This is a genomic window from Pseudomonas sp. DrBHI1 (genome assembly GCF_002205115.1).
Taxonomy (GTDB): Bacteria; Pseudomonadota; Gammaproteobacteria; order Pseudomonadales; family Pseudomonadaceae; genus Aquipseudomonas; species Aquipseudomonas mosselii.
Map to the genome: position 1 here is coordinate 14,212 of NZ_NIBE01000088.1, position 15,047 is coordinate 29,258.

The 15,047-nt window shown below is 66.3% G+C and carries 18 protein-coding genes and 1 pseudogene; 7 read left to right on the forward strand and 12 right to left on the reverse strand.

The window, feature by feature from the left end; all coding sequences use genetic code 11:
* Positions 1-37 precede the first annotated feature (37 nt).
* A complete protein-coding gene (fos, locus tag CC207_RS18170; protein ID WP_088852520.1) occupies positions 38-448 on the forward strand; it encodes a fosfomycin resistance glutathione transferase in 411 nt (136 codons plus the stop codon).
* Here the strand turns inward: fos and CC207_RS18175 are convergent.
* A complete protein-coding gene (locus tag CC207_RS18175; protein WP_088852521.1) occupies positions 421-948 on the reverse strand; it encodes a GNAT family N-acetyltransferase in 528 nt (175 codons plus the stop codon). The genes fos and CC207_RS18175 overlap by 28 nt on opposite strands.
* Positions 949-1,098: 150 nt before the next feature.
* Here CC207_RS18175 and CC207_RS18180 point away from each other — a divergent pair, with 150 nt between their 5' ends.
* Positions 1,099-1,599 carry a methylated-DNA--[protein]-cysteine S-methyltransferase gene (locus CC207_RS18180; protein WP_088852522.1) on the forward strand — a complete coding sequence of 167 codons (501 nt, stop codon included), beginning with the start codon at positions 1,099-1,101 and terminating at the stop codon, positions 1,597-1,599.
* A 3-nt stretch (positions 1,600-1,602) separates the two neighbouring features.
* On the opposite strand, the gene CC207_RS18185 is transcribed toward CC207_RS18180, so the two are convergent.
* Positions 1,603-1,845, reverse strand: coding sequence for a hypothetical protein (locus CC207_RS18185; RefSeq protein ID WP_028688968.1), 243 nt, complete (start codon positions 1,843-1,845; stop codon positions 1,603-1,605).
* 156 nt (positions 1,846-2,001) lie between these two features.
* Here CC207_RS18185 and CC207_RS18190 point away from each other — a divergent pair, with 156 nt between their 5' ends.
* Positions 2,002-2,511, forward strand: coding sequence for a DUF2867 domain-containing protein (locus tag CC207_RS18190; RefSeq protein ID WP_028688967.1), 510 nt, complete (start codon positions 2,002-2,004; stop codon positions 2,509-2,511).
* 3 nt (positions 2,512-2,514) lie between these two features.
* Here the strand turns inward: CC207_RS18190 and CC207_RS18195 are convergent, their stop codons facing one another.
* Complete coding sequence (locus tag CC207_RS18195; RefSeq protein WP_028688966.1) at positions 2,515-3,021, reverse strand: DUF3016 domain-containing protein; 507 nt, start codon at positions 3,019-3,021, stop codon at positions 2,515-2,517.
* Positions 3,022-3,095: 74 nt separating this feature from the next.
* On the opposite strand from CC207_RS18195, the gene CC207_RS18200 reads away from it, so the two are divergent.
* Positions 3,096-3,791, forward strand: coding sequence for a metallophosphoesterase (locus CC207_RS18200; protein ID WP_088852523.1), 696 nt, complete (start codon positions 3,096-3,098; stop codon positions 3,789-3,791).
* On the opposite strand, the gene CC207_RS18205 is transcribed toward CC207_RS18200, so the two are convergent.
* Positions 3,769-4,389 carry a LysE family translocator gene (locus CC207_RS18205; protein WP_088852524.1) on the reverse strand — a complete coding sequence of 207 codons (621 nt, stop codon included), beginning with the start codon at positions 4,387-4,389 and terminating at the stop codon, positions 3,769-3,771. The two genes, CC207_RS18200 and CC207_RS18205, sit on opposite strands and share 23 nt — an antisense overlap.
* A 63-nt stretch (positions 4,390-4,452) precedes the next feature.
* A complete protein-coding gene (locus CC207_RS18210) occupies positions 4,453-5,268 on the reverse strand; it encodes an AraC family transcriptional regulator (RefSeq protein WP_028688963.1) in 816 nt (271 codons plus the stop codon).
* 136 nt (positions 5,269-5,404) lie between these two features.
* On the opposite strand from CC207_RS18210, the gene CC207_RS18215 reads away from it, so the two are divergent.
* The 3 genes and pseudogenes from CC207_RS18215 (at position 5,405) to CC207_RS28390 (ending at position 7,286) form a co-directional block, all read left to right on the forward strand.
* Positions 5,405-6,028 carry a LysE family translocator gene (locus CC207_RS18215; RefSeq protein WP_088852525.1) on the forward strand — a complete coding sequence of 208 codons (624 nt, stop codon included), beginning with the start codon at positions 5,405-5,407 and terminating at the stop codon, positions 6,026-6,028.
* 523 nt (positions 6,029-6,551) lie between these two features.
* A pseudogene (locus CC207_RS28385) lies at positions 6,552-6,791 on the forward strand (methyl-accepting chemotaxis protein); the annotation flags it as partial.
* Between the two features lie 54 nt (positions 6,792-6,845).
* On the forward strand, positions 6,846-7,286 hold the full coding sequence (locus CC207_RS28390; RefSeq protein ID WP_232108865.1) for a CZB domain-containing protein: 441 nt from the start codon (positions 6,846-6,848) through the stop codon (positions 7,284-7,286).
* Here CC207_RS28390 and CC207_RS18225 read toward each other — a convergent pair.
* The 7 genes from CC207_RS18225 to CC207_RS27760 all read right to left on the reverse strand — a co-directional run.
* Positions 7,274-7,549, reverse strand: a complete 276-nt coding sequence (locus tag CC207_RS18225) for a peptidylprolyl isomerase (RefSeq protein ID WP_008095636.1) — start codon at positions 7,547-7,549, stop codon at positions 7,274-7,276. The genes CC207_RS28390 and CC207_RS18225 overlap by 13 nt on opposite strands.
* A 53-nt stretch (positions 7,550-7,602) precedes the next feature.
* Complete coding sequence (locus CC207_RS18230; RefSeq protein WP_069016738.1) at positions 7,603-9,552, reverse strand: acetoacetate--CoA ligase; 1,950 nt, start codon at positions 9,550-9,552, stop codon at positions 7,603-7,605.
* A gap of 209 nt (positions 9,553-9,761) precedes the next feature.
* Positions 9,762-10,532, reverse strand: coding sequence for a 3-hydroxybutyrate dehydrogenase (gene hbdH, locus CC207_RS18235; protein WP_028688960.1), 771 nt, complete (start codon positions 10,530-10,532; stop codon positions 9,762-9,764).
* An 11-nt stretch (positions 10,533-10,543) separates the two neighbouring features.
* The gene (locus tag CC207_RS18240; protein ID WP_088852526.1) at positions 10,544-11,935 is read right to left on the reverse strand and encodes a GntP family permease; all 1,392 of its coding nucleotides are present in this window, start codon (positions 11,933-11,935) and stop codon (positions 10,544-10,546) included.
* Positions 11,936-12,199: 264 nt separating this feature from the next.
* Positions 12,200-13,585 (reverse strand): sigma-54-dependent Fis family transcriptional regulator, encoded by a 1,386-nt coding sequence (locus CC207_RS18245; protein ID WP_028688958.1) that lies wholly within the window; start codon positions 13,583-13,585, stop codon positions 12,200-12,202.
* Between the two features lie 91 nt (positions 13,586-13,676).
* The gene (locus tag CC207_RS18250) at positions 13,677-14,693 is read right to left on the reverse strand and encodes an ABC transporter permease (RefSeq protein WP_028688957.1); all 1,017 of its coding nucleotides are present in this window, start codon (positions 14,691-14,693) and stop codon (positions 13,677-13,679) included.
* Positions 14,693-15,047, reverse strand: a 355-nt coding sequence (locus CC207_RS27760) for an ABC transporter permease subunit (RefSeq protein ID WP_256582113.1), incomplete at its 5' end; no start/stop codon positions are given. The genes CC207_RS18250 and CC207_RS27760, both read right to left, overlap by 1 nt.

The window sequence follows — 15,047 nt, forward strand, 5'->3', positions numbered from 1 at the left end:
GAAGCGATCCCGCCTCACTTCACCTCAGGTGCCCCTCATGTTGAACGGACTCAACCATCTCACCCTGGCGGTTTCCAGCCTGCCGGACAGCATCGTGTTCTATCAGCAGGTCCTGGGCTTCAAGCTTGCTGCGCGCTGGGACCGCGGTGCCTATCTGAGTCTGGGCGACCTTTGGCTGTGCCTGTCGGTCGACCAGATCGAGGCAGGCGACTTACAGCGCAACTACACGCACTACGCATTTTCCATCCGCCAGGCCGACTTCGCGGCATTCGCCCAGCGCTTGCATGAGCATGCCGTGCAACTTTGGAAACAGGACAGCAGCGAGGGCGATTCGCTGTACTTCCTCGACCCGGACGGCCACCAGCTCGAAGCCCATGTCGGCGATCTGCAGTCGCGACTGGCGGCCTGTCGGGCCAAGCCCTACGCGGGCATGGTGTTCCACGGCTGACGCATCCGCGCCATGCACAGCGCATCGACATACACCCCGTCACGCACGCCGTAATCGCGCAGCCGGCCTTCGGTCTCGAAGCCGAACTTGCGATACAGCGCCAGCGCCGGCTCATTGTCGGCGTAGACGGTGAGCTGGACCCGGCGCAGGTTCATCCAGTTGTCGGCAATGTCGAGGATGGCGGCCATCAGCCGCGAGCCGACGCCCCTGCCTTGCCAGGCCTGGGCAACACCCATGAGCAGCTCGCCCAGGTGCGCCTGGCGGATGCGCGTGCTCTGGTCGAGGCCGATGTTACCGATCACCTGGCCCTGGTGCACCGCCACCAGGCGGACCTGTCGCTCATGGTAGGTGGCCAGGCGCTCACGCCAGACTTCGACGGACTGATAGGGCATCTGCAGTACCTGGCGGCACACGGCAGGTTCGTTGTAGAGCGCAGTGATGCCCTGCAGATGCTGCTCGGCAAAACGTTCGATGACGATGTCGGGCGATGGGTCGTTCACTGTGTTTCCATCCTTTGAAAAACGAGTGGCGCCTCAGTGTACGAGGCGCAGGCCAAAGCTGGCCAGTGGCGATGGCCGGGCAAGAAAGCGGATGCGCCGTCGTGCCGCGATGGGTAGAGTGCAGCGATCGTCGTCTTGCCGGAGCCTGTCATGTCTTGTGCCTTCACCCTCATGCAATCGCCTGTCGGCCCCTTGACCCTGGTGGCGCGGGGCGAGCGGCTGGCCGCCGTGCTGTGGGAGCACGAGCGGGAGAACCGGGTGCGCCTGGGCGACCTGCACCGCGACGACCGGCACGGCGTGCTGCGCGAGACCGCCCGCCAGCTGGGCGAGTACTTTGCCGGGCAACGCCAGCGTTTCGAGCTGGAACTGGATTTCGCCGGCACCGAGTTCCAGCGGGAGGTCTGGGCGGCGCTGTTGACCATTCCCTTCGGCCAGACCCGCAGCTACGGCGAGATCGCACGGCAGATCGGCAAGCCCGATGCGGTCCGTGCGGTAGGCGCGGCCAACGGACGCAACCCGATCTCGATCATCGCACCGTGCCACCGGGTGATCGGAGCCTCGGGCAGTCTCACCGGTTTTGCCGGCGGCCTGCCGGCCAAGCAGTTCCTGTTGGCACTGGAAGGGCGGCAGAGCCTGGCGCTGGATTTCTAGGCGTCAGTCGAGCCAGAAACAGAGCAGCGCCAACACGAGGGCCAACAGCGTGCCCGCAAACAGGCTGTAGTGGCGGTGTGCGCGGCGGGCGTGGGCTTCGACTTCTCGCAGGTACTGCCCTGGAGGCGGGGCGTCCGGGCGATGGCGCAGGCCTTCGGCAATATCGGCCAAGCGTCCGCGAATCAGGGTGCCCACCAGATACCAGGCGCTGGTATAGCTGGCCAGGATCACCAGCACATACTTCATAGGGGCGATACCCCGGCAGTGCCTGCCGGTGAGACCGGTCGTAGCATGCGGGTCCTCATGGTGCATCCGTCCTTGGCATGTCGTCGGCTGACGAGGATACAATCGATGGGCGCTGACTCCCAGCGCCGATGTGTCGATTTCACGGACGAGACCGCAATGACCCATGCCGCAGCCATACCCGCCGACTCATTGATCGCCCCCCACGCCGCGCAGGCGGGCTTCCGTCATTGCCGGGCGATCGACCTGGCGGACGACGGGCAGCCCGCCATGGCGCACTTCCTGCGCCTGATGGCGAGCATGCCCGGCTGGATCGACGAACTGATGGTCCTACGCAATCGCCTGGTCGGGCTGCTTGGGCTGAAGAACCTGGGCCGGTTGACCGCCATCGATCCAGCCCGCGCCCCGGACAGCTACCAGCCCGGAGAGCGGGTGGGCATCTTTACGTTGATCAGCAACAGCGCGAATGAGGTGCTGTTGGTCGACCGCGATCATCATCTGGACGTACACATCGCCCTGATGCGTCGCCCGACGGCCCCGGGGCGGTGCGAGGTGCTGGTCAGCACCGTGGTGCGCACGCACAACTGGCTGGGCCGCCTGTACATGCTGCCGGTGGCGCCGTTCCATCGCTTGATCGCGCCCATCGCCCTGCGCCGGCTGGCGCGGTGACGATCAGGACGGCGGCGCGAAGCGTTGACGGAACCAATCACCGAGCATGGCCTTTTCCGCATACAGCCGGTCGTTACTGCCCAGGCGGCCGGGGCGGCTGAGGTACATCTTGTCGCTCAGGTGTTCCTGGGCCTTGAGCGCGGCCTGCCCTGGCTGCTGAAGGGTGTAGTCGAGGTCGATGCTGGGCCAGGTGACCTCGCGCATGAAGCGCACATCGTAGGCCTGGCTGTGCCAGGGCTCGAAGCGCCCGGCCAGGTCGATGTCGCGGATGTCGATGACCAGTTGCTGGCCGGGTCGCAGGTAGCGCTGGCCGAGCTTCTGCAGGTGCTGGGTGAGGGCCTTCATCACTTGCGGGTCGGCGCCTTGGGGATAGCCGCGGTTGTCGAGGCTGGCATCGCGGAATTTTTCCGGGTGGTCGAAACGCACCTCGACCTGCGCGGTCGGGGTGCCCTGTGCCATGCTGTCGAATGCCAGCACCAGCAACAGGGCGCTGGCCAGGGTGGTACGCATGATGCACCTCCGGGGTGGGGCGGCTTGCCTGCCTATTTTACGCCGGTACGGGGCATAAGCAGAGGACTGATGCAATGAGCGCTTTTCGGCGGATGACCGCCAATACCCGCGGGCGTGACCTGGCCGTGGGTGATATTCACGGGCACTTCGAACGCTTGCAGGAATGCCTCGAGGCCGTCGAATTCGATCCGGCGGTGGACCGCCTGTTCAGCGTCGGTGACCTGGTCGACCGCGGGCCGGCCAGCCCGCAGGCGTTGGAATGGCTGGCCAAGCCCTGGTTCCACGCGGTGCAGGGCAACCACGAGTCACTGGCGGTCAATCACCTGCGCGGCGGGCGGGTTGACCTGGACATGTACCGGGCGGCCGGCGGCGGCTGGTTCCTCGACCTGCCGAAATCAGAGCAGGCGCGTTTCGTCGAGGCGTTCGAGCGACTGCCGATCGCGTTGCAGGTCGACACACCCAACGGTCCGGTCGGGCTGCTACACGCTGACAGCCCGTTCGATGACTGGGAGCATCTATGCGTGAACCTGCAGGCTGGGGATGACCCCGAGGTGCGCGAGGTGTGCCAGTGGTCGCGACGGCGCCTGAAGGAGGGCGACAGCCGACTGGTGAAGGGCTTGCGTGCCTTGTTGGTCGGGCATACGCCAGTGCTGGAGGTGAAGGTGCTGGGCAACGTCTGGCACCTGGACACCGGCGGCTGGAGCCGTGGTCACTTCAGCCTGCTCGAGCTGCGGGGGCTGACGTTGCTCAGCCCAGGGCCAGGTGCATGAGCACGCCGCTGGCGAGCAGGATCAGCATCACCCCCGAAGTCCGTTCCAGCCAGGGCAGGGCGCGGGCGAAGCGGTGCAGCACCCGCTGATTGCCGATGGCCACGGCCACCAGCAGATCCCAGGCCAGGACGATGGCGAACATCCACATGCCATAGGCCAGCTTGGCCAGGGCGCCGCTGCTGGCGGTCATGCTGGCCAGACTGGCGTAGAACAGCGCGTTCTTCGGGTTGAGGATGCCCGAGGCGAAGCCCATGCCCAGGCTGTTCAGCCAGCTGCCGGCGTGGGATGAAGCATGGGCGGCGGCACCCGTCAGGCCGCTCTTTCCAGCATGGCGCAGGAACAGTTGCCCGATGTACAGCAGGTAGCCGCAGCCGGCCAGTTGCAGGGCGACGAACAGCGGGCTGCCGTCGCGCAGGAACGACACCCCGGCGAACGCCGCGCCAATGAACACGCCATTGGCCAGGGCGATGCCGGCGCAGGCGCCACTGGCCACCCGCCAGCCGGCGCTGGCCGAGGTCCGGGCCACCAGGAAAAAGTCCGGTCCTGGCGAGAGCAGGGCGAGGAAATGGGCGGTGGCGATGAGCAGGAACAGTTGCATGGTCGGGCTTCCAGGGACAGGAAGCCGCAGTCTGTGGCGGGGCGACAGGGCGGGTATTGAAGATTATTGCAAGGCTGCGCGGTATGTCCCCGGTGTTACCCCGGCATGCGCCTTGAACACCCGCTGGAAGTGACTCTGGTCGGCAAAGCCCAGGCCGTAGGCGACTTCAGCCAGCGGCTGGCCCTGGCGCAACAGTTGCCGAGCCTTGTTTACACGGGCGTTGAGCAGGTAGGCATGGGGCGTCATGCCGGTGGCGAGGCTGAAGGCGCGGATCAATTGATAGCGCCCCATGCCGGCCAACCGTGCCAGGCGGTCGAGGCTCAGTTCGGCCAGCGTCTGCTCCTCGGCATGGCCCAGCAGGTCGCGGAGTGTCGAAGGTGGCAAGGGCGGCGCAGGTGGCAGGTGCGGATGGATGGAGAAGTCGTTGTCGCCGAGAAAGGCCACCAGTGCCGCCTCTTTCTCGAACGCCGTCGCCCTGGAAAACAGCAGGGTGTTCAGTGTGCAAAACCGCCGGTACAGAGCTGCCGAACGGCTGATCCGGGCCGCCGCGCTGGGTTGGTCGGCGGCAATCCCCGACTCCAGGCGCAGGCAACGCAGCCAATCGGCGTCCAGGTGCAGCATCTGGTAGCTCCAGGCCTGTCCGGCTTCGGGGTTGCAGGCATGCACCCGCTGGGCCGGCACGAACACCAAGGTGCCGGGTGCCAGCCGCACCTGTCCGTCGCCGGCCCCGGTGAAGCGGCTATGACCGGCATCCACCGCACCAATGGAAAAGCTCGGGTGGCTGTGGGCCTTGTAGCAGGCACGGCTGTGGCAGGCGCGTCGGCTCTCGACGTAGGGCAGGGCCGGGTCGTGCCAGATTTCGCTGCTCGATGGGGTCATGGCGAGAGGGCCTGGAGGGGAGCGCAGGGCGCCAGTCTAGCGCGTGCCTGCTGTTCCGGCCATTTAACGTGCCACTGTGCTTGACGCGCCTGCCCGCCGGGCGCGACGCTGCGACGGTCACCGCTGGAGAAGAATAATGGACCTGTCGAGCCTGCTGCTGTTCATCCCCGCCTGTTTCGCCCTGAACATGGCGCCGGGCCCCAACAACCTGCTGTCCCTGCACAACGCCAGCCGTTACGGCCTGCGCACCGCCTGCGTGGCCGGCGCCGGGCGCTTGCTGGCCTTCAGCGGCATGATTGCCCTGGCTGCCATGGGCCTGGCCGTGGTACTGCACACCAGCGAGTACCTGTTCCTGGCGATCAAGGTGCTGGGCGCTGGCTACCTGTTCTATATCGCCTGGCAGCTGTGGCGGGCGCCGGTCGGCGAGGCGGTGGTGGCCGGCGAGCAGCCGCGCGGCACCTGGAAGCTGGCGCGCCAGGAGTTCTGGGTGGCGGCGGGCAACCCCAAGGCCATTCTTATCTTCACCGCCTTCCTGCCGCAGTTCGTCTCGGTGGGCAGCGCCACGCCGGTGAGCGAGCAGTTCCTGCAGCTGGGCGTGCTGTTCCTGCTGCTGGAGTGGGCGGCTATCGCCATCTACGCCGGGCTCGGCGCCTACCTGCAGCGCTGGTTCGAACGGCCCGAGCCACGTCGGCTGTTCAACCGGGTCAGTGCCTCGCTACTGGGGTGCGCGGGGCTTGGCCTGCTCGCGGCTCGTCGTTGATCCGCTGTTTTTCAGTGCAGCTGAGTATTGCCGCACTGTGCGCTTGCTGAGACCTTTCCCTGTTTCTGCCCGGCGCTTTTGCGCCGGGTGACAATAGGTGGGTCTATCCCGGGAGCGTGGTGTGAAGTGGTGGAGCAAGGCAGGTCGGCAAGACCCGCAGATCAAGGAGCTGAACCTCGCGCTCGAACGTAGCCGCTCACAGCTGGCGGCGTGGGAGCAGCGCGCCCGCGAGGCAGAATCGAAGGCCACGGAACTGGCACGGGAGAACCAGGTGCTCGCCCACCTGGCCGGCAACCTCTCGGCATTCTCGCATTCCCTGGAAATGACCCAGACCTCGTTCGCCAGCCTCGCCCACAGCATGGAGCAGGAAAGGCAGTACGCCATCCGCATCCAGGGTATCGCCAGCAGCAACCAGGCCAGCATTGATGCCATCGCGACCAATCTTGAGCAACTGGCCGATGCCTCCGGCGAGGCGTCGGAGAAGGTTGGCAGGCTCGATCACCAAGCCCAGCAGGTCGGTGGTGTGCTGGAGATCATCCGCGAGGTGGCGGACCAGACCAACCTGCTGGCCCTGAATGCGGCCATCGAGGCGGCGCGGGCCGGGGATGCCGGGCGCGGCTTTGCCGTGGTCGCGGATGAAGTCAGGACCCTGGCCAGGCGCACGGCGGACGCCACTGCCGAAATCGGCACGCTGGTCTCGGCCATTCGAGCCGACAGTGCGCAAAGCCGCGGGCATATCGCCAGCCTGGCCGAGCATTCGTCATCGTACAGCGGTGTTGGCCAGACGGCGGCCAGTACCATGCGCCAGTTGCTGGACATGTCGACGGTGGCGGAGGGTTCGGCATCGGTGTCGGCACTGCGCAGTTTCTGCGAGCTGGCCAAGCTCGACCACCTGATCTACAAGTTCCGCGTCTACAAGGTGCTGTTCGGGGTCTCGCAGGAGCGCGGCGCGGACTTTACCGACCATACCCTTTGCCGCTTGGGCAAGTGGTATCGCGAGGGGGACGGGGCCCTGCACTATGCACATCTTGCAGGATACAAGGACATCGACGCGCCCCATGCCGCCGTGCACCGTTGCGCATTCGACGCCATTGATGCCCATGCCAGCGGCAATACCGCAGCGATGCTCAAGGCAGTGGCCGACATGGAAAGCGCCAGCCTGGCCGTGCAGGAAGGCTTGGAGCGCGTGGTCGCCAGTGGCGAACAATCGCCGGCGCTGCTGCAAAGGCGCCGCGCCGATGAGGCTCAGTCGCGGTAGAACGTCTGCACCAGGTGATAACCGAACTTGCTCTTGATCGGCCCGTGTACCACGCGCAGGGGCTTCTTGAAGATCACCTGGTCGATGGCGCCGACCAGCTGGCCCGGGCGCACCTCGCCCAGGTCGCCGCCGCGCTTGCCGGACGGACAGGTGGAGAATTTCTTCGCCAGCACGTCGAAGGCCTCGCCGTTGGCGATGCGCTGCTTGAGCTTTTCGGCTTCGTCAGCGGTCTTGACCAGGATGTGGCGGGCTTGGGCTTTCATGGGCTTACCTGTGCTTCGGGGGCAAAAGGTCGACATTATGCCTGATGGCGTCCTCAGCGTAACTCCGGTCTGTCGCGGAACTGCTCCAGCGCCTCGGGGTTGGCCAGCGCATCGGTGTTTTTCACCGGCAGGCCATGCACCACGTTGCGGATCGCCAGCTCCACCAGTTTGCCGCTGAGGGTGCGCGGGATATCGTCGACCTGGGCGATCACCGCCGGCACATGGCGCGGCGTGGTGTACTGGCGGATCACCAGGCGGATGCGCTGGCGCAGGGCGTCGTCCAGTTGCAGGCCGTCGCGCAGGCGCACGAACAGCACCACGCGCACGTCGTTGTGCCAGTCTTGGCCGATGGCCACGCTCTCCAGTACCTCCTCGACCTTTTCCACCTGGCGATAGATCTCCGCGGTGCCGATGCGTACGCCGCCGGGGTTGAGCACGGCATCGGAGCGGCCGTGGATCACCAGGCCGCCGCCCGGGATCTGCTCGGCATAGTCGCCCTGGCACCAGATACCCTCGAACTGGCTGAAATAGGCGTCATGGTAGCGGCTACCATCGTCGTCCCCCCAGAACCCCAGCGGCATCGAAGGAAAGGGCTGGGTACAGACCAGCTCGCCTTTCTCGCCAGTGATCGATTGCCGCTGTTCATTCCACACGTCCACCGCCATGCCCAGGCCCTTGCCGGCGATTTCGCCGCGGCGCACCGGCAGCAGCGGGTTGCCGAGCACGAAGCAGGCGACGATATCGGTGCCACCGGACATGGACGCCAGGCACACGTCGGGCTTCACCTTGGCGTATACATAGTCGTAGCTGTGTGGTGACAGGGGCGATCCGGTGGAGAGGATCAGCCGCAGGCTGTCGAGGCGGTGGGAGCTTGCCGGTTCGACGCTCGCCTGTTCCAGTGCGGCAAGGTACTTGGCGCTGGTGCCGAAGGCATGGATCCCTTCGGCGTCGATCAGGTCGATCAGGCGCTCGGGGCCCGGATGAAACGGCGAGCCGTCGTACAGCACCAGGGTGGCGCCGACCGCCAGGCCGCTGACCAGCCAGTTCCACATCATCCAGCCGCAGGTGGTGTAGTAGAACAGCACGTCGTCGGCCTTGAGGTCGTTGTGCAGACCGTGTTCTTTCAGGTGTTGCAGCAGCACGCCACCGGCACGGTGGACGATGCACTTGGGCACGCCGGTGGTGCCGCTGGAGTAGAGGATATAGAGCGGATGGTCGAAGGGGAGCGCGGTGAAGGCCGGCGTGCCGCCGGGCGTGAAGTAGTCGGCCCACAGGGTCGTCGGTGTACCGATGAACTCATCGGCACGGGTCTGCGGCCGGGTGTGCGGCACCACCAGCAACTGCTCGACGCTCGGCAGCTGGGCCACGACCTGGTTGATCTTCTCCACCTGGTCGATGACCTTCCCGGCATATTGATAACCGGCGCAGGCCACCAGCAGCCTGGGCGCGATCTGCCCGAAACGGTCGATGATGCCGTGGGTGCCGAACTCCGGCGAACAGCTCGACCAGACCGCGCCAAGGCTGGTGGCGGCGAGCATGGCCACCAGGGTTTCCCAGGTGTTGGGCATCACTGCGGCGATACGGTCGCCGGGCTGGATGCCGGCGTGCCTGAAGGCCTGTTGCAGCCCGGCGACCTGGGCGGCCAGTTGATTGTGGGTGAGGCTGTGGCGGGCGCCGTCCTCGCGCAGGGCCACCACGGCCGGGCGGTCGTCGCGGCGTAGCAGCAGGTGCTCGGCGACATTCAGGGTGGCGCCGCGGAACCAGCGGGCCTCGGTCATGTGCTCGCCTTCCTCGAGGATGCTTGCCGGTGGCGTGTGCCAGCGCACATGGAAGTACTCGGCCAGGGCCTGCCAGAACTGTGGGCGCTGTTCGATGCTCCAGCGGTGCAGGGCGGCGTAGCTGTCGAGCTGGAGGTTGAAGCGCCGGTTGACCCGGCGGCGGAAGGCTTCCATCCGGCTCGCTTCGATGCGGGTGGTGGAGGGGCGCCAGAGGACGTCGTTCATGCCGGGACCCTCGGTAATGGCTACTGGTCTGATAACAGGCAAGCGCAATCCCTGGAGCGGCCTTGCGTCGCGAAAGGGCCGCGCAGCGGCCCCAGGGTTTCAGCGTTGACGCACCAATCGGCGGGGCTGCTACGCAGCCCTTCGCTCCTACAAAAAACGTGTAACCCTGATCATCCGGCGTCAGGGTGTCCTTACTCCACTTTAGCCGCTTACTGGGCCAGCCAGCCGCCATCGACGTTCCAGGCGGCGCCACGCACCTGGCTGCCGGCCTCGCCGCACAGGAACAACACCAGCTCGCCGAGATGCCGGGGCGTGACGAAGGCCAGCGAGGGCTGCTTCTCGGCCAGCAGGTCGTGCTGCGCCTGCTGCGCGTCGCCCCCATTGGCGGCGCGGTCGTCGATCTGCTTCTGCACCAGCGGGGTCAGCACCCAGCCCGGGCAGATGGCATTGCAGGTGACGTTGCTGGTGGCGGTCTCCAGGCCGATGACCTTGGTCAGGCCGACCACGCCGTGCTTCGCGGCGACGTAGGCGGCCTTGCCGGTGGAGCCCACCAGGCCGTGCACCGAGGCGATGTTGACGATCCGCCCCCAGCCCCGCGCGCGCATGCCCGGCAGGACCAGGCGGCTGCCGTGGAACACCGCCGACAGGTTCAAGGCGATGATCTTGTCCCAGGCCTCCACCGGAAACTGCTCGACCGGCGCCACGTGCTGGATGCCGGCGTTGTTGACCAGGATGTCGACCGCGCCGAACTCGCGTTCGGCCAAGGCGAACATCTGCTCGATCTGCGCCACGTCGGACAGGTCGGCGGGGTGGTGGGCCACCTTGACCCCGTGCTGCCTGATCTCGGCAATGGCGCCCGCCGGGTCGCCAAAGCCGTTGAGCAGGATATTGGCACCGGCCTCGGCCAGCACCTGGGCTATCCCCAAACCGATGCCGCTGGTGGAACCGGTGACCAGTGCGGTCTTGCCTTTGAGCGTCATGCTGTTCTCCTTCATACGATGCCGGTGGCGTAGAACGTGGCGATGACCACGAATACGGCCAGGGTCTTGATCAGGGTAATTCCGAAAATGTCCTTGTAGGCCTCGCGGTGGGTCAGCCCGGTCACCGCCAGCAGGGTGATCACCGCGCCGTTGTGCGGCAGGGTGTCCATGCCGCCGCTGGCCATGGCGGCGACCCGGTGCAACACCTCCAGCGGGATGTTCGCCGCGTTGGCGGCGGCGATGAAGCTGTCGCTCATGGCCGCCAGGGCGATGCTCATGCCGCCGGAGGCGGAGCCGGTGATGCCGGCCAGCAGGGTGACGGTGATGGCCTCGTTGACCAGCGGGTTGGGGATACCGCGCAGGGCGTCGGCCAAGACCAGGAAGCCCGGCAGCGAGGCGATCACTGCGCCGAAACCGTATTCCGAGGCGGTGTTCATCGCCGCCAGCAGGGCGCCGCTCACGGCGCTCTTGGTGCCTTCGGCCAGGCGCTGGCGAATGGTGCCGAAGGCGCACACCAGCACCATCAGGATGCCCACCAGCAGGGCCGCCTGCACCGCCCAGATCGCCGTGAGCTTGGCCACGTCGCTCTGCACTGGCGTGGCCATGCCCGGCAACTGCAGGGTGTGGCTGGCCCCGTACCACTGCGGGATCCAGTGGGTGAACAGCAGGTTCATCACCCCCACCAGCAGCAGCGGCGCCAGGGCCAGCCACGGGTTGGGCAGGGCGATGTCGTCGGCGGTTTCCGGCTCGTTGCGCAGGTTGCTGCCGTAGCCTTCGCCCTTGCGCTGGGCCTTGTTACGCTGGCGTTGCAGGTAGAGCATGCCGGCGCAGAACACGAACAGCGTGCCGATCAGCCCCAGCCAGGGCGCGGCCCAGGCGGTGGTGTTGAAGAAGGTGCTGGGGATGATGTTCTGGATTTGCGGGGTGCCGGGCAGGGCGTCCATGGTGAAGGAGAACGCGCCCAGGGCGATGGTCGCCGGGATCAGCCGCTTGGGAATGTCGCTCTGGCGGAACATCTCGGCGGCGAACGGGTACACCGCGAACACCACCACGAACAGCGACACGCCGCCGTAGGTAAGCAGGGCGCAGACCAGCACGATCACCAGCATGGCCTGACGGGTGCCGAGCAGGCGAATGGCGGCGGCGACGATCGAGCGTGAGAAGCCCGACAGCTCGATCAGCTTGCCGAACACGGCGCCGAGCAGGAATACCGGGAAATAGAGCTTGATGAAGCCGACCATCTTCTCCATGAACACCCCGGTGAAGGCCGGGGCCACGGCGGCGGGGTCGGTGAGTAGCACGGCGCCAAGGGCGGCGATGGGGGCGAAGAGGATCACGCTGTAGCCGCGGTAGGCGGCGAGCATCAGCAGGGCCAGGGCAGCGAGGGCGATGAGCACGGTCATCCTAAGGGGATCTCCAACTGTTGTTTTTATGGTTGGAATACCAGTAGCGGGAATTGTGCCAACTTGTTAAGTCATTGAAATTATTGAATTATCTTGAATTTATAAAGATCGATGTCTCGAATTTGAGAAAGTGGGGCCGCGTTGCGGCCCATCGCCGGCAAGCCGGCTCCCACAGTGGATTGCGGTACGCCATGTGGCAGGCGCCTTGTCGGCGGCCGCGGGCGCAACCATCGCGCTGGTCTCAATAAAGAGATACATATCTCCTTATTGAGACTCGATATCCAGCGCAACCATCTTTTTGTACAAGGTCGACCGTCCCAGCCCCAATGCCTGCGCTGCCTCCGGCACATTCCCGCCAGTGCGCCCCAAGGCCCGCACAATCAGCCCGCGTTCAAACTGCGCACAGGCCTCCCGGTACCCCAACTGCGGTGCCGTCTCGGCCACCGGGCTCAATGGTCCCAGCGCGTTTGTCAGATCATGCACGCCCAGCCGTGGCTGGTCGGCCAGCAGGGTCGCCCGTTCCAGCACATTACGCAGCTCTCGGATATTCCCCGGCCAGGCATGGCGCCCCAACAGTGCCTGGGCCTCGGCCTCCAGCTCATACTGGCTGCCCAATTCGGCAAGAATCGCCTCGCACAGCGCCGGCAGGTCCTCCAGGCGTTCGCGCAGCGGCGGCACCTGCACCGGCAGCACATTCAACCGGTAGTACAGGTCGGTACGAAACGCTCCCCGGGCCATCGCCGCCTGCAGGTCGATGGAGGTGGCGGCGATGATCCGCACATCGCTGCGCAGCATCTGGTTGCTGCCCACAGGCTCGTATTCCTTCTCCTGCAGCACGCGCAACAGCTTGCTCTGCAGGGCCAGGGGCATGTCGCCGATCTCGTCGAGGAACAGCGTGCCGCCTTCGGCCAGTTGCAGCTTGCCGCTGCGGCCCTTGCGGTCGGCGCCGGTGAAGGCCCCGGGTGCGGTGCCGAAGAACTCGGCCTCCAGCAACGCTTCGGGGATCGCCGCGCTGTTGATGCTGACGAACGCCTTGTGCGCGCGCGCCGAGGCGGCGTGGATGGCGTGGGCCAGCAGTTCCTTGCCGGTGCCGGTCTCGCCGAGTAGCAGCACCGGTGAGTCGCTGGTCGCGCCGCGGCGGGCGCGGCGCTTTGCTTCAAGGCAGGCCGGGCTGCTGCCGACGAACTGGGCGAAGCTGTAGCGGGCCTGGCGCGCACGCAGTTGCGAGCGGGTCGAGGCCAGTTCCTGCTGCATGCTGGCATAGCGCTTGAGCAAGGGCGACAGGCTGCGTAGCTCGTCGAACAGGGCAAAGCCAATGGCGCCGATCAGCGCGCCCTGGTCGTCGTGGATCGGCAGGCGCATCACCACCAGCGGCTCGTTCGGCGTGTCGAGCATGTCCAGCAGGATCGGCTTTCCGTTGCTCACCACCTCGCGCATCAGGCTGCCGGGGATTACCGCCTCGCAGGGCTGGCCGATGGCGCTGGCGGCGTCCTGCAGGCCGAACCGTCGGGCATAGCGCTCGTTCATCCAGACGATGCGCGCCTGGCGGTCGACGATCACCGTGCCTTCGCTGGATTGCTCGATGATCTCGAACAGCGAGCGGATGGCCAGTTGGCGGACCTGGGGGTAGTCCTTGAGGTTGTCGTGCATGGAAGACGTATCCGTTGAGACAAGTGTCGTGCGCCCCTGTAGAGCGGCCTTGTGTCGCGATAGGGCCGCTCCTGCAGTGACCGAGGTAAGGCTATGAGCGGGGATCGAACGCCTCGCGCAGCGCATCGCCGATAAATACCAGCAACGACAGGATCAGCGCCAGGGCAAAGAACGCGGTAAAGCCCAGCCACGGCGCCTCGAGGTGCTGCTTGCCCTGGGTCACCAGCTCGCCCAGCGAAGCGCTGCCGGCGGGCATGCCGAAGCCGAGAAAGTCCAGCGCGGTGAGGGTGGTGATCGCCCCGGTGAGCATGAAGGGGACATAGGTCAGGGTCGCGTTGAGGGCGTTGGGCAGGATATGCCGCAGCATCACCTGGGTATCGGACAGTCCCAGTGCGCGAGCGGCCTTGACGTATTCCAGGTTGCGCCCACGGAGGAACTCGGCGCGCACCACATCGACCAGGGTCAGCCAGGAGAACAGCGCCATGATCCCCAGCAGCCACCAGAAATCCGGCTCGACGAATCCTGACAGGATGATCAGCAGGTACAGCACCGGCAATCCCGACCACACTTCCAGCAGGCGCTGGCCGAACAGGTCGACCCAGCCACCGTGGTAGCCCTGCAGGGCACCGGCCGTCACGCCGATCAGCACGCTGAGCAGGGTCAGGGCGAAGGCGAACAACAGCGAAACCCGTGTGCCATACAATACCCGCGCCAGCACATCGCGGCCCTGGTCGTCGGTGCCCAGCCAGTTGCTCGCGCTGGGCGGGCTGGGGGTGGGCACCTGCAGGTCGTAGTTGGGGGTATCGGCGCTGAACGGGATGGGCGCGAACAGCATCCAGCCGCCCTGGCCCTCGATCAACTGGCGCACGTACTGGCTGCGGTAGTCGGGCTGGAACGGCAGCTGCCCGCCGAACTGCTGCTCGGTGTAGCGCTTGAGCGCCGGGGTGTACAGCTCGCCCTGGTAGCCCAGCAGCAAGGGCTTGTCATTGGCCACCAGTTCCGCGCCCAGGCTCAACAGCAACAGCCCGGCGAACAGCCACAGCGAGATCCAGCCGCGGCGGTTGTCGCGAAAGCGCCGCAGGCGCCGCCGGGCGATGGGCGAGAACATCAGCGGCCCCTCGCGTCGAAGTCGATGCGCGGGTCGAGCACCGTGTAGCACAGGTCGCCCAGCAGGCGGATCAGCAGCCCGGCCAGGGTGAAGATGAATAACGTGCCGAACACCACCGGGTAGTCCCGCGACACCGCTGCCTCGTAGCTCATGCGCCCGAGGCCGTCGAGGGAGAAGATCACTTCGATCAGCAGCGATCCTGCGAAGAACACCGTGATCAATGCCTGGGGCAGGCCGGCCACCACCAGCAGCATGGCGTTGCGCAGTACATGGCCGTACAGCACCCGGCGCTCGCTCAGGCCCTTGGCCCGTGCGGTGACCACGTACTGGCGGGCGATCTCGTCGAGGAAGGCG